Origin of the sequence: Aquincola sp. J276 (assembly GCF_024700035.1) — a bacterium.
Classification (GTDB): Bacteria; Pseudomonadota; Gammaproteobacteria; order Burkholderiales; family Burkholderiaceae_C; genus Aquincola; species Aquincola tertiaricarbonis.
Genome location: NZ_JAJONC010000001.1, coordinates 273,952 through 292,974, shown reverse-complemented (window position 1 = coordinate 292,974; position 19,023 = coordinate 273,952). Strand labels below are relative to the sequence as shown.

General features: G+C 70.1%; 21 protein-coding genes. 14 read left to right on the top strand and 7 right to left on the bottom strand.

Annotated features, from left to right (window positions below; genetic code table 11):
• The first annotated feature begins 104 nt into the window (after positions 1 to 104).
• The 11 genes from argG to LRS14_RS01350 all read left to right on the top strand — a co-directional run bounded on the left by argG (position 105) and on the right by LRS14_RS01350 (position 9,666).
• Positions 105 to 1,454, top strand: a complete 1,350-nt coding sequence (gene argG / locus LRS14_RS01400) for an argininosuccinate synthase (protein WP_257798320.1) — start codon at positions 105 to 107, stop codon at positions 1,452 to 1,454.
• A 536-nt stretch (positions 1,455 to 1,990) separates the two neighbouring features.
• Positions 1,991 to 2,833 carry a cation transporter gene (locus LRS14_RS01395; protein ID WP_257798319.1) on the top strand — a complete coding sequence of 281 codons (843 nt, stop codon included), beginning with the start codon at positions 1,991 to 1,993 and terminating at the stop codon, positions 2,831 to 2,833.
• Positions 2,731 to 4,281, top strand: a complete 1,551-nt coding sequence (locus LRS14_RS01390; RefSeq protein WP_257798318.1) for a heavy metal translocating P-type ATPase — start codon at positions 2,731 to 2,733, stop codon at positions 4,279 to 4,281. The genes LRS14_RS01395 and LRS14_RS01390 overlap by 103 nt, the downstream gene beginning before the upstream one ends.
• Positions 4,282 to 4,312: 31 nt before the next feature.
• Positions 4,313 to 4,489: a cbb3-type cytochrome oxidase assembly protein CcoS gene (gene ccoS, locus LRS14_RS01385; RefSeq protein WP_257798317.1), complete on the top strand. Its 177-nt coding sequence runs from the start codon at positions 4,313 to 4,315 to the stop codon at positions 4,487 to 4,489.
• Between the two features lie 77 nt (positions 4,490 to 4,566).
• Positions 4,567 to 6,006 carry a cytochrome-c oxidase, cbb3-type subunit I gene (gene ccoN / locus LRS14_RS01380; RefSeq protein WP_046113469.1) on the top strand — a complete coding sequence of 480 codons (1,440 nt, stop codon included), beginning with the start codon at positions 4,567 to 4,569 and terminating at the stop codon, positions 6,004 to 6,006.
• A gap of 14 nt (positions 6,007 to 6,020) precedes the next feature.
• On the top strand, positions 6,021 to 6,641 hold the full coding sequence (ccoO, locus tag LRS14_RS01375) for a cytochrome-c oxidase, cbb3-type subunit II (RefSeq protein WP_257798316.1): 621 nt from the start codon (positions 6,021 to 6,023) through the stop codon (positions 6,639 to 6,641).
• A gap of 17 nt (positions 6,642 to 6,658) precedes the next feature.
• Entirely contained in the window at positions 6,659 to 6,820 is a 162-nt protein-coding gene (locus tag LRS14_RS01370) for a cbb3-type cytochrome c oxidase subunit 3 (protein ID WP_157039564.1), read from the top strand.
• On the top strand, positions 6,817 to 7,734 hold the full coding sequence (ccoP, locus tag LRS14_RS01365; protein ID WP_257798315.1) for a cytochrome-c oxidase, cbb3-type subunit III: 918 nt from the start codon (positions 6,817 to 6,819) through the stop codon (positions 7,732 to 7,734). Before LRS14_RS01370 ends, ccoP begins: the two co-directional genes overlap by 4 nt.
• A gap of 6 nt (positions 7,735 to 7,740) precedes the next feature.
• Positions 7,741 to 9,156: a cytochrome c oxidase accessory protein CcoG gene (ccoG, locus tag LRS14_RS01360; RefSeq protein ID WP_257798314.1), complete on the top strand. Its 1,416-nt coding sequence runs from the start codon at positions 7,741 to 7,743 to the stop codon at positions 9,154 to 9,156.
• A gap of 22 nt (positions 9,157 to 9,178) precedes the next feature.
• Positions 9,179 to 9,424 (top strand): hypothetical protein, encoded by a 246-nt coding sequence (locus tag LRS14_RS01355; RefSeq protein ID WP_257798313.1) that lies wholly within the window; start codon positions 9,179 to 9,181, stop codon positions 9,422 to 9,424.
• Positions 9,421 to 9,666, top strand: coding sequence for a hypothetical protein (locus LRS14_RS01350; protein ID WP_257798311.1), 246 nt, complete (start codon positions 9,421 to 9,423; stop codon positions 9,664 to 9,666). Before LRS14_RS01355 ends, LRS14_RS01350 begins: the two co-directional genes overlap by 4 nt.
• On the opposite strand, the gene fnr is transcribed toward LRS14_RS01350, so the two are convergent.
• The gene (gene fnr / locus LRS14_RS01345; RefSeq protein WP_375136395.1) at positions 9,647 to 10,363 is read right to left on the bottom strand and encodes a fumarate/nitrate reduction transcriptional regulator Fnr; all 717 of its coding nucleotides are present in this window, start codon (positions 10,361 to 10,363) and stop codon (positions 9,647 to 9,649) included. The two genes, LRS14_RS01350 and fnr, sit on opposite strands and share 20 nt — an antisense overlap.
• 178 nt (positions 10,364 to 10,541) lie before the next feature.
• On the opposite strand from fnr, the gene hemN reads away from it, so the two are divergent.
• Together hemN and LRS14_RS01335 are read left to right on the top strand one after the other, a co-directional pair.
• Entirely contained in the window at positions 10,542 to 11,903 is a 1,362-nt protein-coding gene (hemN, locus tag LRS14_RS01340) for an oxygen-independent coproporphyrinogen III oxidase (protein ID WP_310740784.1), read from the top strand.
• A complete protein-coding gene (locus tag LRS14_RS01335; RefSeq protein WP_257798309.1) occupies positions 11,903 to 12,595 on the top strand; it encodes a sulfite exporter TauE/SafE family protein in 693 nt (230 codons plus the stop codon). The genes hemN and LRS14_RS01335 overlap by 1 nt, the downstream gene beginning before the upstream one ends.
• Here the strand turns inward: LRS14_RS01335 and LRS14_RS01330 are convergent, their stop codons facing one another.
• A complete protein-coding gene (locus tag LRS14_RS01330; RefSeq protein ID WP_257798308.1) occupies positions 12,596 to 12,802 on the bottom strand; it encodes a dodecin in 207 nt (68 codons plus the stop codon).
• 251 nt (positions 12,803 to 13,053) lie between these two features.
• On the opposite strand from LRS14_RS01330, the gene LRS14_RS01325 reads away from it, so the two are divergent.
• Positions 13,054 to 13,353, top strand: coding sequence for a hypothetical protein (locus LRS14_RS01325; protein WP_257798307.1), 300 nt, complete (start codon positions 13,054 to 13,056; stop codon positions 13,351 to 13,353).
• Between the two features lie 105 nt (positions 13,354 to 13,458).
• Here LRS14_RS01325 and LRS14_RS01320 read toward each other — a convergent pair whose 3' ends face one another.
• From LRS14_RS01320 to LRS14_RS01300, 5 genes are all read right to left on the bottom strand, one after another.
• On the bottom strand, positions 13,459 to 14,145 hold the full coding sequence (locus LRS14_RS01320) for a DUF6781 family protein (RefSeq protein WP_046113460.1): 687 nt from the start codon (positions 14,143 to 14,145) through the stop codon (positions 13,459 to 13,461).
• Between the two features lie 92 nt (positions 14,146 to 14,237).
• Positions 14,238 to 15,380, bottom strand: a complete 1,143-nt coding sequence (locus tag LRS14_RS01315; RefSeq protein WP_257798306.1) for an NAD(P)/FAD-dependent oxidoreductase — start codon at positions 15,378 to 15,380, stop codon at positions 14,238 to 14,240.
• Between the two features lie 21 nt (positions 15,381 to 15,401).
• A complete protein-coding gene (locus tag LRS14_RS01310) occupies positions 15,402 to 16,148 on the bottom strand; it encodes an ABC transporter ATP-binding protein (RefSeq protein ID WP_046113459.1) in 747 nt (248 codons plus the stop codon).
• The gene (locus tag LRS14_RS01305) at positions 16,145 to 17,992 is read right to left on the bottom strand and encodes a branched-chain amino acid ABC transporter ATP-binding protein/permease (protein ID WP_257798305.1); all 1,848 of its coding nucleotides are present in this window, start codon (positions 17,990 to 17,992) and stop codon (positions 16,145 to 16,147) included. The genes LRS14_RS01310 and LRS14_RS01305 overlap by 4 nt, the downstream gene beginning before the upstream one ends.
• The gene (locus LRS14_RS01300) at positions 17,992 to 19,020 is read right to left on the bottom strand and encodes a branched-chain amino acid ABC transporter permease (protein ID WP_257798304.1); all 1,029 of its coding nucleotides are present in this window, start codon (positions 19,018 to 19,020) and stop codon (positions 17,992 to 17,994) included. Before LRS14_RS01300 ends, LRS14_RS01305 begins: the two co-directional genes overlap by 1 nt.
• Positions 19,021 to 19,023 lie beyond the last annotated feature (3 nt).

Genomic DNA, 19,023 nt, shown 5'->3' with positions numbered 1-19,023 from the left:
AGACCGGATGCCTGCCGGGACGGCTGTCGCCGCGGCGACCCGGGAGACTCCGCCTAGACTTGCGGGTTTTCCGAGCATTGCCCACCTTCTCCCGAAAGACCACCGTGGCCGCGACCATCCTGCAAAACCTCCCCGCCGGCGAGCGCGTCGGCATCGCTTTCTCCGGCGGCCTGGACACCAGCGCCGCGGTGCACTGGATGCGCGCCAAGGGCGCCATCCCCTGCGCCTACACCGCCAACCTGGGCCAGCCCGACGAGAGCGACTACGACGAGATTCCGCGCAAGGCGCTGGCCTATGGCGCCGACATCGCCCGCCTGATCGACTGCCGCCCGCAGCTGGTGGCCGAAGGCATCGCCGCCATCCAGTGCGGCGCCTTCCACATCTCCACCGGCGGCGCCACCTACTTCAACACCACCCCGCTGGGCCGCGCCGTGACCGGCACCGCGCTGGTGGTGGCGATGCGCGACGACGGCGTCAACATCTGGGGCGACGGCAGCACCTACAAGGGCAACGACATCGAGCGCTTCTACCGCTACGGCCTGCTGGCCAACCCGGCGCTGCGCATCTACAAGCCCTGGCTGGACCAGACCTTCATCGACGAGCTGGGCGGCCGCAAGGAGATGAGCGAATACCTCATCGCCAACGGCTTCGACTACAAGATGTCGGTCGAGAAGGCCTACTCCACCGACAGCAACATGCTGGGCGCCACGCACGAGGCCAAGGACCTGGAGTTCCTGAACGCCGGCATGCACATCGTCAAGCCGATCATGGGCGTGGCCTTCTGGCGCGACGACGTGGTGGTCAAGGCCGAGACGGTGTCGGTGCGCTTCGAGCAGGGCGTGCCGGTGGCGCTGAACGGCATGACCTTCCCGAGCGCGGTGGCGCTGTTCGAGGAAGCCAACCGCATCGGCGGCCGCCACGGCCTGGGCATGTGCGACCAGATCGAGAACCGCATCATCGAAGCCAAGAGCCGCGGCATCTACGAAGCCCCGGGCATGGCGCTGCTGCACATCGCGTACGAGCGGCTGGTGACCGGCATCCACAACGAGGACACCATCGAGCAGTACCGCATGAACGGCCGCAAGCTGGGCCGCCTGCTGTACCAGGGCCGCTGGTTCGACCCGCAATGCCTGATGCTGCGCGAATCGGCCCAGCGCTGGGTGGCCCGCGCCATCACCGGCGAAGTGACGCTGGAACTGCGCCGCGGCAACGACTACTCGATCATGGACACCGTGAGCGAGAACCTGACCTACCAGCCCGAGCGGCTGAGCATGGAAAAGGTGGAAGGCGCCTTCACCCCGGCCGACCGCATTGGCCAGCTGACGATGCGCAACCTGGACATCCAGGACACGCGGCAGAAGCTGGGCATCTACACCGGCGTCGGGCTGCTGGGTGCGGGCTCGGAAGGGAGCATTCTGTTGCTGACTTCGGGGGCTGAGGGCGGCGAAGGCTGATCGTCTCCTGCTTGCTGGGCGCTTGTTTGGGCCGGGCTTGATGTGCTTGCACGCTGGGCCAGCGGGGTACTTACCTCCGGGACTGTCCCCCGGCTTGGGCCTGCGGCCCAAGCCTCCTCCTTGATGTCCCTGCGGCAAGCACCCCGCCGGCCCCGACCCGGGCGGCTGCTCGCGCTGAAATGCCGTTGAACGGCGGGGCGCCTGTAGACCGAGGCGCCTGCGAGGTGTGTGCAGCCTAGGCGGCAGCGAGCCCCACGCGGGAGGGTGGGGTGCTGGGCGCAGGGACATAAGAGGAGGAGGTCCCAGCCCTAGGCTGGGGCCGGGGGACAGTCCCGGAGGCCAGCGCCCCGCCCGCCCGCGGCGCACAGGCGCATGGAGACCATCCATAAGCCCTCCCGCGCCAATCAGGCAGATGGAGCCCATCCACAAGCCCGATCTCCCGAACAAGAAGCCGAACAGGGCCCAGTCCCACCCAGACCGCCCCGGCTTGATCCAGGTCATGCCGCCCCCGCGGCCCGCCGCCTACATTCCCGGCCATGACCGAAGCCGCTGCGGCAGCGGCGCCCGGCTTCGCGGCGCCGCCCCTTCTCGCCACCCTGGACGACCCGCTCGAGCTGCGGGCGTTCACCTCGTTCTCCGCCGACGCGGACGGGCGCCGGGTGGCCGAGAGCGCCTTGTGCTTGAGCGGCCTGCACTGCGGCAGCTGCGCCGGCATCATCGAAAACGCCTTGCGCCAGGTGCCCGGCGTGCTGTGGGCCAGCGTCAATGGCGCCGCCCAGCGTGCCAGCGTGCGCTGGGACGTGGCCGCCACCAGCGCCTCGGCCCTGGTGGCCGCGGTGCAGCGTGCCGGTTATGGCGCCGCCCCCGACACCGCCGCTGGCGCCCGCGCGCAGCGTCTGGCCGAGCGGCGCAGCGCCACCTGGCGCTTGTTCGTCGCGGCCTTCTGCTCCATGCAGATCATGATGATGGCCGCGCCCGCCTACTTCGCCGAGGCCGGCGAACTGGCGCCCGACCTCAAGCAGCTGCTGGACTGGGCCAGCTGGCTGCTGACGCTGCCGGTGCTGTGGTTCTCGGCCGCGCCCTTCTTCACCGGTGCCTGGCGTGCCGCGCGGCAGGGCCGCATCGGCTTGGATGCGCCGGTGGCCATCGGCGTGGCGGTGGGCTTCGTGGCCAGCAGCGGCGCCGCCTTCGATCCCGGCGGCCTCTTCGGCCACGACGTGTACTTCGACTCCATCACCATGTTCGTCGCCTTCCTGCTGGGGGCCGCTGGCTGGAGATGGCGGCCCGCCACCGCGCGGCCGAGTCGCTGGAAGCCTCCATCGGCCAGTTGCCCACCGCCGTGCTGCGGATGCGCGCCGACGGCAGCACCGAGACGGTGAGCGCCCAGCGCGTGGCCCCGGGCGACGTGCTGCGCGTGCCGGCCGGCCAGGCCTTCGCGGCCGACGGCGTGCTCACCCGCGGCAGCACGCAGGCCGACGAGGCCCTGCTCAGCGGTGAATCCCGCCCCGTGCCCAAGCAGGCGGGCGATGCGGTGGTGGCCGGCAGCCTGAACCTGCAGGCGCCGGTGGAGATGCGGGTGGAGCGTGTGGGCGCCGACACACGCCACGAGGCCATCGTCGCGCTGATGCGGCAGGCCCTGTCGCAGCGGCCCTCGCTGGCCCGCAGCGCCGACCGCTGGGCTGGCCCCTTCCTGGCGGTGGTCATGCTGCTGGCCGCAGGTTCGGCGCTGGCCTGGTGGTTCATCGATCCTTCACGCGCGGTGTGGGTGGCGGTGTCGGTGCTGGTGGTCACCTGCCCCTGCGCGCTGTCGCTGGCCGCGCCTTCGGCCCTGCTGGCTGCCGCGGGCACGCTCGCCCGCCGCGGCGTGCTGCTGCGCCGGCTGGATGCGCTGGAGACGCTGGCCCAGGTGCGCCACCTGTTCCTCGACAAGACCGGCACCCTGACCGAAGGCAGCCTGCGCTGCAGCGAAGCACAACCGCAGCCCGGGGCGCCCGCCTGGGGCAGCGCATCCGAGCTGCGGGCACGGGCCGCCTCGCTGGCGGGCTGGTCCAGCCATCCGCTGTCGGCCGCCCTGGCCGCGGAGGGCCGCGGACCGGAGGCCTTCGCCTGGCAGGCGGTGCAGGAGCGGCCGGGCCAGGGCCTGCAGGCACAGGACGACGAGGGCCGCGAATGGCGGCTGGGATCGGCCGCCTTCGTCGGCGCTGCCGATGCCGCGCCCTCGCCCGACCCCGAGGTGTGGCTGGGTTGCCAGGGCCAGCCGCTGCTGCGCCTTCGGTTCGCCGAACGCCTGCGCGCCGGCGTGGAGCCGGCGCTGCGCCAGCTGCAGGCCGACGGCGTGACGCTGACGCTGCTGTCCGGTGATTCGCCCGAGCGGGCCGCCGCCATGGCGGCCCGGCTGGGCCTGCAGGTGGCAGCCTCCGCGGCCGGCACGCAGCAGCGCGGCCTGCAGCCCGAAGACAAGCTGGCCGCGCTGCGCCAGGCGCAGCAGCAGGACCAGCGCGTGGCCATGCTGGGCGATGGCCTGAACGATGCACCGGTGCTGGCCCAGGCCGACGTCTCCTTTGCGATGGGCGAAGGTGCGCTGGTGGCCCGCAGCCATGCCGATGCGGTGGTGGTCTCCAACCGCCTGGCCGATGTGGCCGACGCCCGCCGCCTGGCGCAGCACACGATGCGGGTGGTGCGGCAGAACATGCTGTGGGCTGGCCTGTACAACGCGGCCTGCGTGCCGCTGGCGGTGGTGGGCCTGATGCCGCCCTGGGCCTCGGGCCTGGGCATGGCGCTCAGCTCGCTGCTGGTGATCGGCAACTCGCTGCGGCTGGCCCGCTGACTCGTCTAGACAAGTTCCCACGCATCGCACCATGGACATCCTGTACCTGCTCATCCCGATGTCGGCCCTGCTGGTCCTGGCCATCATGGGTGCCTTCGCCTGGGCGCTGTTCGGCGGCCAGTTCGACGACCTGCAGCGCGCATGCGAGGACATCCTGCAAGAAGGCGTGGAAACCACACCCGGTTCCCACGGCACTGGCGGCGATTGATCCGCATCAAGGCCGCTTGAAGGCCTTGTCCCAACAATCCGGGCTGTCCTCTCACAAGCTCGGAAAGGAGGCGGCCGATGGCTGCCAATCCAGTCTCTTCAAACGCGGTGGCCTACACCGACGACGCCGTGCGTGGCTTCTCGCTCGCGGCAGTCCTGTGGGGCGTGGTGGGCATGGCGGTGGGCGTGTTCATCGCCGCGCAGCTCACCTGGCCCGAACTCAACTTCGGCATCCCCTGGCTCAGCTACGGCCGCCTGCGCCCGCTGCACACCAATGCGGTGATCTTCGCCTTCGGTGGCTGCGCGCTTTTCGCCACCAGCTACCACGTGGTGCAGCGCACCTGCCAGACGCCGCTGTTCCTGCCCTGGCTGGCCAAGTTCACCTTCTGGGGCTGGCAGCTGGTGATCCTGGCCGCGGCCATCTCGCTGCCCATGGGCTTCACGCAGGGCAAGGAATACGCCGAGCTGGAGTGGCCGATCGACATCCTGATCGCCGTGGTGTGGGTCAGCTATGCCATCGTGTTCTTCGGCACCATCGGCATCCGCAAGGTGCGCCACATCTACGTGGCCAACTGGTTCTTTGGCGCCTTCATCATCGCCGTGGCGCTGCTGCACATCGTCAACAGCGCGGCGCTGCCGGCCGGCATGATGAAGAGCTACTCGGCCTATGCCGGCGTGCAGGACGCGATGGTGCAGTGGTGGTACGGCCATAACGCGGTCGGCTTCTTCCTCACGGCCGGCTTCCTCGGGATGATGTACTACTACATTCCCAAGCAGGCCGAGCGGCCGGTGTACAGCTACCGGCTGTCCATCGTGCACTTCTGGGCCCTGATCTTCACCTACATGTGGGCGGGCCCGCACCACCTGCACTACACCGCGCTGCCCGACTGGGCGCAGTCGGTGGGCATGGTGTTCTCGCTGGTGCTGCTGGCGCCCAGCTGGGGCGGCATGATCAACGGCGTGATGACGCTCAGCGGTGCCTGGCACAAGCTGCGCGACGACCCCATCCTCAAGTTCCTGATCGTGGCCCTGTCGTTCTACGGCATGAGCACCTTCGAGGGCCCGATGATGTCCATCAAGACGGTCAATGCGCTGTCGCACTACACCGACTGGACGATCGGCCACGTGCACTCCGGCGCGCTGGGCTGGGTGGGCCTGATCTCCATGGGCTCGCTGTACCACCTGATCCCGCGGCTCTACGGCCGCACCGAGATGTTCAGCGTCAAGGCCATCGAGCTGCACTTCTGGACGGCCACGCTGGGCATCGTGCTCTACATCGCCGCGATGTGGATCGCCGGCGTGATGCAGGGCCTGATGTGGCGCGCGGTGAATCCTGACGGCACCCTCGTCTACACCTTCGTCGAGAGCGTCAAGGCCACCTTCCCCTTCTACGTGGTGCGCCTGCTGGGCGGCCTGCTGTACCTGGGCGGCATGGTGCTGATGGCCTGGAACGTGGTGATGACCGTGCGTGGCGGCCGCCGCAGCGTGGCCTATGCGCCGCAACTCGTGCGCGCGTGAAGGAGCAACACAACATGAGCAATGACACCCAGGCACGCGGCCACCAGCGCATCGAGACCAGCAACTTCCTGATGATCGTGCTGATCCTGCTGACGGTGGCCGTCGGCGGGCTGGTCGAGATCGTGCCGCTGTTCTTCCAGCGCAGCACCACGCAGCCGGCGGAAGGCCTCCAGCCCTACACCGCGCTGCAGCTCGCCGGCCGCGACGTCTACACCCGCGAGGGTTGCTACAACTGCCATTCGCAGATGATCCGGCCGCTGCTGGCCGAGACGCTGCGCTATGGCCAGCCCTCCAAGGCCGGCGAGTTCGTCTACGACCACCCCTTCCAGTGGGGCAGCAAGCGCACCGGCCCCGACCTGGCCCGCGTCGGCAGCAAGTACAGCGACGAATGGCATCGGGTGCACCTGATCAACCCGCGCGACCTGGTGCCCGAATCGAACATGCCGGCCTACCCCTGGCTGGAGCGCACCGCGGTGGACGCCGCCTCGCTGCCCAAGCACCTGGCCACGCTGCGCACGCTGGGCGTGCCCTACAGCGACGCCGACATCGCCGGCGCGGCCGAGGCCGTCAAGGGCAAGACCGAGCTGGATGCGCTGGTGGCCTACCTGCAGGTCATGGGCACCCACGCCAAGTAGACGGAAGGCACACCACCATGGACATCAATGTTCTTCGCAGCGCCGTGACGCTGTGCGGCCTGGTGCTGTTCATCGCACTGGCCGTATGGGTGTGGCTGCCCACCCGCCGCGCCGCGCTGGACGAAGCCGCGCTGCTGCCCTTCAACGACGACATGCACAAGGAAGGAAGGAGCTCATGAGCGACTTCATCAACAGCGGCTGGGCGCTCTTCGTCGCAGGCGCCACCATCGTCAGCCTGGTGTTTTGCCTGGCCCTGCTGTTCATCGCGGCACGCCGCCGCGTGATGGCCGACGACAACACCACCGGCCACGTGTGGGACGACAACCTGGTGGAGCTGAACAACCCGCTGCCGCGCTGGTGGATGTGGCTGTTCATCATCACGGTGCTGTTCGCCGCCATCTACCTGACCACCTATCCGGGCCTGGGCAGCCACCAGGGCACGCTGGGCTGGTCCAGCGCCGGCCAGCTGGATGCCGAGAAGGCCAAGGCCCGCGAGGCCGCGGCCCCGGTGTATGCGGCCTTCACCGGCAAGCCGGTGGAGGAACTGGCGCGCAACGAGCAGGCCATGGGCATCGGCGAGCGGCTGTTCGCCAACAACTGCGCCACCTGCCACGGTGCGGATGCCCGCGGCAGCAAGGGCTTCCCCAACCTGACGGACCGCGACTGGCTGTGGGGCGGCTCGCACGAGAAGATCGTCGAGACCATCACCCAGGGCCGCCAGGGCATGATGCCGCCGATGGCCGCGGCGGTGGGCGGCTCGCAGGACGTGCGCAACGTCGCCCAGTACGTGCTGAGCCTGTCGGGCGCGCCGCACGACGCCATCGCCGCCCACCTGGGCAAGGACAAGTTCAGCGCCTGCGCGGCCTGCCACGGCCCGCGTGGCCAGGGCAACCCGGCGCTGGGTGCGCCCAACCTCAGCGACCGCATCTGGCTGCACGGCTATGGCGAGGCGGCCATCATCGCGATGATCACCAACGGCAAGACCAACGTGATGCCGGCCCATGGCACGCGGCTGAGCCCGGAGCAGATCAACGTGCTGGCCGCCTACGTGTGGAACCTCTCGCAGCCTGCCACGGTGGCCAAGGCGCCCTGATCCGTCATGTCCGCCCAGCCCAAGCCCACGCGTGTCGTGTGGCTGTACGAGTCCCAGAAGAAGGTCTATCCGCGTTCGGTCAAGGGCTGGTTCGCGTCATGGCGCTGGGCCATGGTGTGGTTCACGCAGATCCTGTTCTACGGCCTGCCCTGGCTGCGCTGGGAGGGCCGCCCGGCGGTGCTGTTCGACCTGGCGGCGCGGCGCTTCTACATCTTCGACCTGATCCTGTATCCGCAGGACTTCATCTACCTCACCGGGCTGCTGATCCTCAGCGCCTATGCGCTGTTCTTCTTCACCGCGGTGGGCGGGCGGCTGTGGTGCGGCTATGCCTGTCCGCAGACGGTCTACACCGAGATCTTCCTGTGGGTGGAGCACCGGCTGGAGGGCGAGCGCGGCGCCCGCATGAAGCTCGATGCCGGCCGCTGGAACGTCGAGAAGCTGTGGCGCAAGGGCGGCAAGCACGCCATCTGGCTGGCCATCGCGCTGTGGACGGGCTTCACCTTCGTCGGCTACTTCACGCCCATCCGCACGCTGTGGGCCGAGGCCTTCACGCTGACCTTCGGGCCGTGGGAGTGGTTCTGGGTGCTGTTCTACGGCTTCGCCACCTATGGCAACGCCGGCTTCATGCGCGAGCAGGTGTGCAAGTACATGTGCCCCTATGCCCGCTTCCAGAGCGCGATGTTCGACCATGACACGCTGATCGTCAGCTACGACGAGAAGCGCGGCGAGCCGCGTGGCAAGCGCGGCCGCGATGCCGACAAGGCCAGCCTGGGCGTGGGCGACTGCATCGACTGCGGCCTGTGCGTGCAGGTATGCCCCACCGGCATCGACATCCGCAACGGCCTGCAGTACGAATGCATCGCCTGCACCGCCTGCATCGACGCCTGCAACGGCGTGATGGACAAGATGCACCAGCCGCGCGGACTGATCCGCTATGCCACCCAGAACGCGATGGCGCTGGACGTGCAGGCGCCCGGCCAGCTGCTGCGCCGCATCGCGCGGCCGCGGGTGCTGGTGTATGGCGCGGTGCTGCTGCTGATCTCCGGCGCGTTCATCGTCAGCCTGATGCAGCGCTCGCCACTGAAGGTGGACGTGGTGCGCGACCGTGCCTCGCTGGCGCGCATCGTCGACGAAGGCCGCATCGAGAACGTCTACCGGCTGCAGCTGATGAACGCCAGCAGCGAGGTGCAGCGCTACCGGCTGGCGGTCAGCGGCATCGAAGGCGCGCAGCTGGCCGAGCATGCGCCACTGGTGCTGCAGCCCGCCGAGGCCCGCTGGTTCGTGCTGCAGGTGCAGCTGCCGCCGCAGGCCGCGCAGTCGCTGGGCAGCGGCGCGCATCCTCTCCGCTTCCAGGTGGTGTCCGAGCCAGGCAGCCTGCCGGCCGACGTCACCGAGAAGTCCACCTTCGTCGTTCCGCGCTGAAACAGGCGCCCGAGGACCCGTCATGAAATCGCTCGATGTGCAACCCGTGATGCCCTGGTGGCGCGTGCCCGCCGTATGGCTCGTGGTGGGCGGCCCCGCCGCGGTGGTGGTGGCCGGCATCGCCACCGCGGTGATCGCGGTGCGCGGCGCCGACCCGGTGGTGGCGCCTTCGGCCATTCCGCGCGCCGTCACGCAGCTCACGGTGGACACGCCGGCACCGGCCCCGGCGCCGCGGCAGGCGCCCGCCGAGCCCGAGGCCCGGCCGTGAGCTTCGCGCTGCGCGCCGTGCTGATCGGCTGGCCGGCCTTCGTGATGGCCGGCGTGCTGGAGATGCTGGTGTTCGCGGTGGTCGACCCCGCCTCGCTCACCTGGTTCGGCCACGAGCCGATCGGCTGGAGCCACAGCGCGGTCTACACCGTCACCTTCCTGATCTTCTGGGCGGTGATCGCCACCGCCGGCGCCATCACCCAGCTGCTGGGCGAGCCGGTGCTCAGCAGGTCGACGCGTTGACCAGCTTGCGCAGGCCTTCCTGATCGGCGATGCGGATATGGCGCTGCTTGACCTCCAGCAGCCCTTCCTCCTGGAACTTGGAGAAGGTGCGGCTGACTGTCTCCAGCTTCAGGCCCAGGTAGCTGCCGATCTCCTCGCGCGTCATGCGCAGCACCAGGGCCGAGGCCGAGAAGCCGCGCGACTGCAGCCGCTGCGTGAGGTTGAGCAGGAAGGCGGCCAGCCGCTCCTCGGCCCGCATGCTGCCCAGCAGCAGCATCACGCCGTGGTCGCGAACGATCTCGCGGCTCATGATCTTGTGGAACTGCCGCTGCAGGTCGGTGAACTCGCGCGACAGGTTCTCCAGCTCGCTGAACGGGATCACGCACACCTGCGAGTCCTCCAGCGCCACAGCATCGCAGTTGTGGCGGTCGGTGCTGATGCCGTCCAGCCCCAGCAGCTCGCCGGCCATCTGGAAGCCGGTGACCTGGTCGCGGCCGTCCTCGGCCGACACGCAGGTCTTGAAGAAGCCGGTGCGCACCGCGTAGAGCGAATGGAAGGCATCGCCGGTGCGGAACAGCGCCGCGCCACGCGGCACGTTGCGGCGCGCATCCACCAGGGTGTCCAGGCGCTCCAGGTCGGGTTGAGAAAGGCCCAGCGGCAGACACAGCTCACGCAGGTTGCAACTGGAGCAAGCCACCTTGAGTGGCTCGATGCGAATGGTAGGTGTGGGGCTATTCACTGCTTAGCCGTCCTGGTTGAGCTCAGTCAAGGATTGTTGCGCGCCCGCCCTCGCAGGCAGTTGCGCCACATCAAGCACGCCAGGCCGGTCCTCCGGCAAAGTTGAATGCGATGAACGCGATCGGTACCACTCTTCGCACCGCCCCCTGGACACCGAGTTGCTGCGCCGATTCGACGTGCCGGGGCCACGGTACACCTCCTATCCTACGGCTGATCGCTTTATTGAAGCTTTCGGCGCTGATGCCCATGCCAATGCGCTGCGGCTGCGCTCGGAAGCCAGCGTGGGCGGGGGCCAGCCGCTGTCGATCTACGTGCACGTGCCGTTCTGCGAATCGGTCTGCTATTACTGCGCCTGCAACAAGGTCATCACCCGCCGGCATGAGCGCGCAGTGCCCTTTCTGCAGGCCCTGGCCGCCGAGGTGGCGCTGCATTCGGATGCGCTGGGGCGCGGCCAGGCGGTCTCGCAGGTGCACCTGGGCGGTGGCTCGCCCACCTTCCTGAACGACGAGGAACTGGCGCAGCTGATGGACCTGCTGCGCGCGCACTTCCGCATCGTGCCGGGGGCGGAGCTGTCCATCGAGATCGACCCGCGCACCGTGGACGCGCAGCGCCTGGCCGCACTGCGCGGCATGGGCTTCAACCGGCTGAGCTTCGGCGTGCAGGACTTCGACGCCCGCGTGCAGCAGGCGGTGCACCGGGTGCAGCCGCTGGAGATGGTGCGCGGCCTGATGCAGTCGGCCCGCGCGCTGGGCTTCAATTCCATCAACGTCGACCTGATCTACGGCCTGCCGCAGCAGACCCAGCTCAGCGTGGCCACCACCATCGCGCAGGTGATCGAACTCCAGCCCGACCGCATCGCGCTCTATGCCTATGCCCACCTGCCTGCACGCTTCAAGCCGCAGCGGCGCATCCATGCCGCCGAGCTGCCACCGGCCGCCGACCGGGTGCTGATGCTGGAAGGCGCGGTGGCGCAGTTCCTGGACGCAGGCTACGTGTACATCGGCATGGACCACTTCGCCCGGCCCACCGACCCGCTGGCCATCGCCAAGCGGCAGGGCCGGCTGCACCGCAACTTCCAGGGCTACAGCACGCAGCCGGACTGCGACCTGATCGGCCTCGGGCCCTCGGCCATCAGCCGCATCGGCGCTTCCTACAGCCAGAACGCGAAGGACCTGCAGGGCTGGTACGACGCGCTGGCGCAGGGACGCTTCGCGGTGGAGCGCGGCCTGGCGCTCAGCCGCGACGACCTGCTGCGCCGCGCCGTGATCATGGCGCTGATGTGCCAGGGCCGGCTGGAGTTCGAGTCCATCGAACTTTCGCACCTGATCTCGGTGCCGCAGCACTTCCGCGAGGAAATCTCCCGGCTGCAACCGCTGGCCGAAGCCGGCCTGGTGGAGCTGGGCCCGGACGCCATCCAGATCACGCCCGCCGGCTGGTACGTGGTGCGCGCCATCGCCATGGTGTTCGACCGCCACCTGCAGTCCGACCGCCAGCGGGAGCGCTTCTCGCGGGTGATCTGATGAGCAGCGGCGCCCTCATCGCCGGCGCACTGGCGCTGGGCTTCGCCAGCTCGCCGCACTGCGGCCTGATGTGCGGCAGCGCCTGCGCCGCCCTCAGCCGCGGCGGCCGCGGCGATGCGGTGGCGCTGCATGCCGGACGCCTGGCGGGCTATGCCGCCGCGGGCGCGGTGGTGGCGGCCAGCATGGGCGCGCTGGGGCGCTGGGCGCAGATGGCGCCAATGCTGCAGCCGCTGTGGAGCGCCCTGCATGCGGCGCTGCTGGTGTGGGGCCTGTGGCTCCTGGCCACCGGCCGCCTGCCGGCCTTCTGGGGCCGCCTGTCGGGGCGCACGCCGGACGGCTGGCAGCGCATGCGCGGGCCGGTGCGCAAGGCCGGCATCGGCGTCGCCTGGGTGGCCTTGCCCTGCGGCATGCTGCAGAGCGCGCTGCTGCTGGCTGCCCTGGCCAATGGCCCGCTGCGAGGCGCCTCGGTAATGGCCGCCTTCTGGCTGGGCGCGGGGCCGGTGCTGTGGCTGGCGCCCGCGCTGTGGCTGCGGCTGGCCGGCGGCGCCGGAGGCGGCCAGGCCGTGGCCGGCGCAGGCGCGCTCGCCCGAGGCTGGCCGGTGCGGCTGGCCGGTGCGGCGGTGGCGGCTTCCTCGGCCTGGGTGCTGGCCGGCGGGCTGATCAGCCGCGCCGTGGCCTGGTGCCTGGCCTGATCACTCCAGGGTGAAGCCCACCTTCAGCGTCACCTGCCAGTGGGCGATGCGGCCTTCCTCGACATGGCCGCGGGTCTCGGTCACCTCGAACCAGCGGATGTTGCGCACCGATTCGGCCGCCTTGGCGATGGCCGTCTGGCAGGCATCCTCGATGCCGACGGTGGACGATCCGGTGAGTTCCAGCAGCTTGTAGACATGGTTGCTCATGCGGGTCTTTCGTAGCGGTGAAGGACGTCCAGCGTAGCGCGGGCGCAAACGATTGGCACGCCCGACGCCCACCGACGAGGCGTGGCATAATTGCAACTCCTAAAGGACTTGCCGGCCGACACCAGCAAGTCCTTCAGCACGTTCTGTCCGCCAGCCGCCGCCCTCTTGTCACTCCGGTGCCCTGGAAATCGCCCGCTTCGGCCTCACGGTCCTGATCCGGCCCCTCGTTCCTCTCGCCCCCTCACAAGCACATGGCCAAAGACGCAGTTAAGACCACCATCGACGCCAACGGGCTGCGTTATCGCAGCAAGGCATCTGGATCGCCCTTCGCCTCCACCGGCGTGTTCAGCGCGGCGACGATGTCGTGTTTCCTGTGCGGCAAGCACCGCACGCGCTCTTCGCTGAAGTCGCGCCGCTTCCTGGGCAAGACCCAGTTCGTCTGCGCTCCGTCGTGCAAGGAAGCGGAAGCCGGCGTGTCGCCGAACGCTGCTCCGGCCACCGCCGCCGCGCCGGCCGCCGACACGCCCGACACCGGCAGTAACAACACCTGATCCCCGCACGGCGGCCCCGGCGCAGCGCGCCGGACTGCACGCCGCCTGCCGGACCGCAACGCCGCCCGTCTCACCGCGGGCGGCGTTGTCGTTTGCGGCCCCCGTTCAGCGGGGCTTCGTCTTCTTGGCGGGCGCGGCCGCCGCCGTCTGCTTGAGCGCATCGGACATGCCGATCAGCACGCCGCTGACCATGGCCGCATAACTCTGGGCGAAGGCCTGCGCGGCCTTGACGCTGGCCGCGCGGCTGTCGCGCAGCGCGGTCTGCATCTGCTCGGCCAGGCCCTGCACCGTCTGCGCGGCCTGGGCGCCGGTGTGGGTGCCGCCCGCCTGCAGCTTGCCCAGCACCTGGGCCCACGGCGCGGCCAGTTGCTCGCCGGCGCCATCCACCGACTTGGCAATGGCCTTGAACATCGTGTCCTCGAGCTTTTCCAGCGTCTCGACGGCCTTCTTCATGTTGCTGTCCTGCAGCGTCACGCCCTGGTCGACGAACTGCTGCAGCGCCACCCGGTTGGCATCCACGGCCTTGAGCAGCGCGTCGTCCATGCCTTGCACCGCATCGGACAGCAGGTTCTCCACATCCACGTCGGGCACCATGTTCTTGGCCGCGCCCGCGCTCACCGCCTGGGCAATGCCCTTGAGCGTGCTGCGGATGTTCTGCAGCGTCAGCTCGCGGCCCTGCAAGGCCTTCAGCGTGGCGTCGAACACCGCCTTGCGGGCCTGCTCGCCCTGCTGGGCACCGGCCTCGGCGAAGGTCTGGATCAGCGCTTCCTGGTCGAAAGGCATCTTGGCCATGCGTGTGTCTCCTGCGGCGTTTGAGGTTGGTCGGACGCTGCACGTTATGCCGCGCCTGCATGGCCGGCTCTCGGCGTAAACCCTGCGGGCGCTCAGTCCGCCAGCGCGCGGTGCACCGCCTGACCGATGGCCAGCGCGGAAGTCAGGCCCGGCGACTCGATGCCGAACAGGTTCACCAGCCCCGGCACGCCATGCTGCGCCGGGCCCTGCAGCTCGAAGTCGCGCGCCGGCTCGCCATCGGCCTGGATCTTGGGCCGCACGCCGCTGTAGGCCGGCTGCAGCGCGCCGTCGGGCAGCGCCGGCCAGTAGCGGCGGATCTCGGCATAGAAGCCATCGGCGCGGCGCGGGTCGACGCGGTAGTCGATCGGCGCGTCGTCGCTCAGCCATTCGGTGTCGGGGCCGAAGCGCGCCTGGCCGCCCAGGTCCAGCGTGAGGTGCACCCCCAGGCCGGCAGCCTCGGGCACCGGGTAGATCAGGCGCGAGAACGGCGCCTTGCCGGCCAGCGAGAAATAGCTGCCCTTGCAGTAGTGCGCCGCGGGCACCAGCGCCTGCGGCAGTCCTTCGATGCGCGCGGCCACCGCCGGTGCGGCCAGGCCGGCGCCGTTGACCACGATGCGCGCGCGCAGCCGCATCGGCTGGGCACCGCCCACGTCGAGCTCGATGCCCTGCGGCACCACGCGGCCGCCGCGCACCGGGCTTTCGAAGGCCAGCATCGCGCCGTGGTCCTCCGCCTCGCCCTGCAGCGCCAGCATGAAGCCGTGGCTGTCGACGATGCCGGTGGAAGGCGAATGCAGCGCGGCGGTGGCCTGCAGCGCCGGCTCCAGGCGGCGGGCGGCATCGCCGTCGATCAGCAGCGCGTCGTGCACGCCATTGGCCTGGGCCTGCTGCAGCAGCTTGTGCAGGTAGGCCTGCTGGCCGGGCTGCGTGGCCACCACCAGCTTGCCGCAGCGGCGGTGGGCGATGCCGCGCTCGGCGCAGTAGGCATAGAGCTGCTCGCGGCCCTCCACGCACCATCGGGCCTTGAGCGAGCCGGGCGGGTAGTACAGCCCGGCATGGATCACCTCGCTGTTGCGGGCACTGGTGACGGTGCCGATCGCGTCCAGCGCCTCCAGCACCACCACCTCGTGACCGGCACGTGCCAGCGTTCGCGCCACCGCGAGCCCGACCACGCCGGCCCCGATCACCACCGCCTGAACCTGTTCGATGTCGTCCTTCATGCCGGCATCATCGGCCAAGCCGTGGCGGATGCGCTTCCGTCAGGCCGCGCGAGCGGCACCGCCCAGGCCCAGGTAGGCCTCGACGATGCGCGGATCGTGGGCCAGCGTGCGGGCCTCGCCCTCGATGGCCACCGCGCCCATCTCCAGCACATAGGCGCGGTCGGCCACCTGCAGCGCGGCCCGTGCGTTCTGCTCCACCAGCAGCACCGACACGCCCATGGTGCGCAGCCGGGCCACCACCAGCAGCACCTCGCGCACGATCAGCGGCGCCAGGCCGAGCGAGGGCTCGTCCAGCATCAGCAGCCTGGGGCGCGCCATCAGCGCACGGCCGATGGCCAGCATCTGCCGCTCGCCGCCGGACAGCGTGGCTGCCAGCTGCGCCCGCCGCTCCTTCAGCCGCGGGAAGATCGCGAACACCTCCTGCATGCGCGCGGCCTGGTCGCGCTGGCCGCGGCGCCACTGGGCAAAGCCGCCCAGCAGCAGGTTGTCCTCCACGCTCATCTCGCCGAACAGCTCGCGCTTCTCGGGCACCAGGCCTACGCCGCGGGCCACCATGGCTTCCACCGTGGGCCGGGCGATGCGCTCGCCACTGAACTGCAGCTCGCCCTGTGAAGGCAGCAGGCCCATGGCGGCGCTCAGCAGCGTGGTCTTGCCGGCGCCGTTGGGGCCGATGACGGTGACGATCTCGCCTTCGCGCACTTCCAGGTTGACCTGGTGCAGCGCCTCGACCGGGCCGTAGGAAACGCAGAAGCTGCGCAGCTGGAGCAATGCCTGACCCGCGCTCATGCCACCGCCTTCTCGGCCAGCGCCGCGCCGGCCAGGTCGTCGGCGCCGCCGAGGTAGGCCTCCAGCACCTTCGGGTCGCGCTGCACCTGCGCGGGCGTGCCGTGCGAGATCACCTGCCCGAAGTCGAGCACGGTGATGCGGTCGGCGAGGTTCATCACGAACTCCATGTCATGTTCGACGATCAGGATGCCCAGGCCTTCCTGGCGCAGCTGCGACAGCAGCTCGGCCAGCTGGTGCTTCTCCTTGTGGCGCAGGCCGGCGGCCGGTTCGTCCAGCAGCAGCACGCAGGGGGCGCCGGCCAGCGCGCGGGCGATCTCCACGATGCGCTGCGCACCCAGCGGCAGCGAGCCGGCGGCCTCGTCCACATAGGCACCCAGGCCGCAGCGCTCGATCTGGCGGCGGGCCTCGGCCAGCAGCGCGGCTTCCTCCGCACGGTCCAGCCGCAGCATGGCGGCGAACCAGCCCTTGTGGCCGCGCCGGTGGGCCCCGAGGGCCACGTTGTCCAGCACGCTGCGCTCCTTCAGCAGCCGCACATGCTGGAAGGTGCGGCCCATGCCGCGGGCAGCGAAGGCGCGCGAGGGCTGGCCCACCATCGGCTGGTCCATCAGGCGGACCTCGCCTTCGGTGGGATCGTCCACGCCCGAGATCATGTTGAAGAAGGTGCTCTTGCCGGCACCGTTGGGGCCGATGAGCGCATGCACCTCGCCGGCGCGGACGTCCAGCGCCACCTTGTGGTTGGCCACCAGGCCGCCGAAGCGCTTGGTGACTTCGCGCGCGGCCAGCAGCGTCTGCCCGCGCGGCGGCAGCGTGGGCTGCGGCAGCGCGGCATGCGCCGCAGCCTGCGCCGTGGCCGTCGGCCGGGCCTTCATGCCCGGCAGCAGCCGCGCGGTGAGCGCGGACAGCATCGGCCACAGGCCGTCGGCATACCGCTGCAGCACCAGCAGCATCAGCAGGCCGAAGGCCACCACCTCGAACTGGCCGCTGGCGCCCAGCAGGCGCGGCAGCCAGTCCTGCAGCTGCTCCTTCATGAGCGTGATGAGGGCCGCGCCAAGCACCGCGCCCCACAGGTGGCCGGCACCGCCCACCACGGCCATGAACAGGTATTCGATGCCGATGTTGAGATTGAACGGCGTGGGGTTGACGAAGCGCTGCTGGTGCGCATAGAGCCAGCCCGACAGCGCCGCCAGCATCGCCGCCAGCACGAACACCCGCAGCCGGTAGCGGCCGGTGTCGATGCCCATGGACTCGGCCATCACGCGGCCGCTCTTCAAGGAGCGGATGGCGCGGCCCTCGCGGCTGTCCAGCAGGTTGGACAGGGCCCACATCGCCAGCAGCACCACCGCCCAGATCAGCACGCCCAGCGGCCGCGGCGCGATCAGGGACAGGCCGCCGATCTCGATCGGCGGGATGCCGCCCATGCCGGTGTGGCCGCCCAGGAATTCCAGGTTGCCGAACAGGAAGTACAGGCTCAGGCCCCAGGCGATGGTGCCCAGCGGCAGGTAGTGGCCCGACAGCCGCAGCGTGACGGCGCCCAGCACCCAGGCCACCGCGCCGGCCACCGCCAGGCCGAGCAGCAGGCCCAGCCAGGGCAGCAGCGGCGAGCCGGGCATGCCCAGCATCTGCGCGCCGGCGGTGCCCAGCCAGCCGGTGCTGTAGGCCGCAAGGCCGACGAAGGCGGCCTGGCCGAAGGAGGTCATGCCGGCCACGCCGGTCATCATCACCAGGCCGATGGCTACCAGCGCATACAGGCCGATGTTGTTGACCAGCGTGATCTGGAACTCGGGCAGCAACGCCAGGCCCAGCGCCAGCAGCGCGACGAAGGCAAGCGGCAGCAGACGACGCATCACTCGTCCTCCTCGACATGGCGCGTGCGCAGCGAACGCCACCACAGCACCGGAATGATCAGCGTGAAGACGATGACCTCCTTGAAGGCACTCGCCCAGAAGGACGAGAACGACTCCAGCAGCCCCACCAGCAGGGCGCCCACCACCGCCAGCGGGTAGCTGGCCAGCGCGCCGATGATGGCGGCCACGAAGCCCTTGAGGCCGATCAGGAAGCCGGTGTCGTAATACACCGTAGTGATCGGCGCGATCAGCAGGCCCGAGATGGCGCCGATGAGCGCGGCCAGGGCGAAGCTGAGATCGCCGGCCAGCTCGGTGGGAATGCCCATCAGCCGCGCGCCGGTGCGGTTGATCGCGGTGGCGCGCAGCGCCTTGCCGACGATGCTGCGCTCGAAGAACAGGAACATCGCCAGCATCAGCAGCGCGGCCACGCCCACCACCACCAGCGACTGGCCGGTGAGCGGAATGCCGCCCAGGTCCATGCGAAGGTCGGAGAAGGCCGGCGTGCGCGAGCCCTCGGCACCGAAGAACAGCAGGCCCAGGCCCACCAGCACGCCGTGCAGCGCCACCGAGACGATGAGCAGCATCAGCACCGTGGCATGGGCCAGCGGCCGGTAGGCCACGCGGTACAGCAGCGGGCCCAGCGGCGTGACGATGAGCAGCGTGAGCACGGTCTGCGCGGCCAGGCCGGTGGGCCGGGCCAGCAGCACCCAGGCCGCGGCGATGGCCGGCATCACCACCGCCCACAACAGCGTGCTGCCCCACTCCACCTGGCGCCCGCGCGAGGCACGCCAGGCCTCCACGGCCAGCACGAACAGCCCCAGACCGACGCCCAGCCACAGCGTGGGCGGCGTCTTGCCCAGCTGCAGCGCGGCCATCGACAGCGCACCGAAGGCCACCAGCTCGCCCTGCGGAATGAAGATCACGCGGGTGACCGAGAACACCAGCACCAGCGTGAGGGCCAGCAACGCATAGATGGCACCGTTGACGATGCCGTCCTGGCCCAGCATCAGGGCGATCTGGAAGTCCATTTA

What these genes read in the sequence shown, in the direction of transcription:
- LRS14_RS01395 (WP_257798319.1), top strand. Translation starts at nt 1,991, where the DNA reads ATGACCGAAGCCGCTGCGGCAGCGGCGCCCGGCTTCGCGGCGCCGCCC.
- LRS14_RS01390 (WP_257798318.1), top strand. Translation starts at nt 2,731, where the DNA reads ATGGCGGCCCGCCACCGCGCGGCCGAGTCGCTGGAAGCCTCCATCGGC.
- ccoS (WP_257798317.1), top strand. Translation starts at nt 4,313, where the DNA reads ATGGACATCCTGTACCTGCTCATCCCGATGTCGGCCCTGCTGGTCCTG.
- ccoN (WP_046113469.1), top strand. Translation starts at nt 4,567, where the DNA reads ATGGCTGCCAATCCAGTCTCTTCAAACGCGGTGGCCTACACCGACGAC.
- ccoO (WP_257798316.1), top strand. Translation starts at nt 6,021, where the DNA reads ATGAGCAATGACACCCAGGCACGCGGCCACCAGCGCATCGAGACCAGC.
- LRS14_RS01370 (WP_157039564.1), top strand. Translation starts at nt 6,659, where the DNA reads ATGGACATCAATGTTCTTCGCAGCGCCGTGACGCTGTGCGGCCTGGTG.
- ccoP (WP_257798315.1), top strand. Translation starts at nt 6,817, where the DNA reads ATGAGCGACTTCATCAACAGCGGCTGGGCGCTCTTCGTCGCAGGCGCC.
- ccoG (WP_257798314.1), top strand. Translation starts at nt 7,741, where the DNA reads ATGTCCGCCCAGCCCAAGCCCACGCGTGTCGTGTGGCTGTACGAGTCC.
- LRS14_RS01355 (WP_257798313.1), top strand. Translation starts at nt 9,179, where the DNA reads ATGAAATCGCTCGATGTGCAACCCGTGATGCCCTGGTGGCGCGTGCCC.
- LRS14_RS01335 (WP_257798309.1), top strand. Translation starts at nt 11,903, where the DNA reads ATGAGCAGCGGCGCCCTCATCGCCGGCGCACTGGCGCTGGGCTTCGCC.
- LRS14_RS01330 (WP_257798308.1), bottom strand. Translation starts at nt 12,802, where the DNA reads ATGAGCAACCATGTCTACAAGCTGCTGGAACTCACCGGATCGTCCACC.
- LRS14_RS01325 (WP_257798307.1), top strand. Translation starts at nt 13,054, where the DNA reads ATGGCCAAAGACGCAGTTAAGACCACCATCGACGCCAACGGGCTGCGT.
- LRS14_RS01320 (WP_046113460.1), bottom strand. Translation starts at nt 14,145, where the DNA reads ATGGCCAAGATGCCTTTCGACCAGGAAGCGCTGATCCAGACCTTCGCC.
- LRS14_RS01310 (WP_046113459.1), bottom strand. Translation starts at nt 16,148, where the DNA reads ATGAGCGCGGGTCAGGCATTGCTCCAGCTGCGCAGCTTCTGCGTTTCC.
- LRS14_RS01305 (WP_257798305.1), bottom strand. Translation starts at nt 17,992, where the DNA reads ATGCGTCGTCTGCTGCCGCTTGCCTTCGTCGCGCTGCTGGCGCTGGGC.
- LRS14_RS01300 (WP_257798304.1), bottom strand. Translation starts at nt 19,020, where the DNA reads ATGGACTTCCAGATCGCCCTGATGCTGGGCCAGGACGGCATCGTCAAC.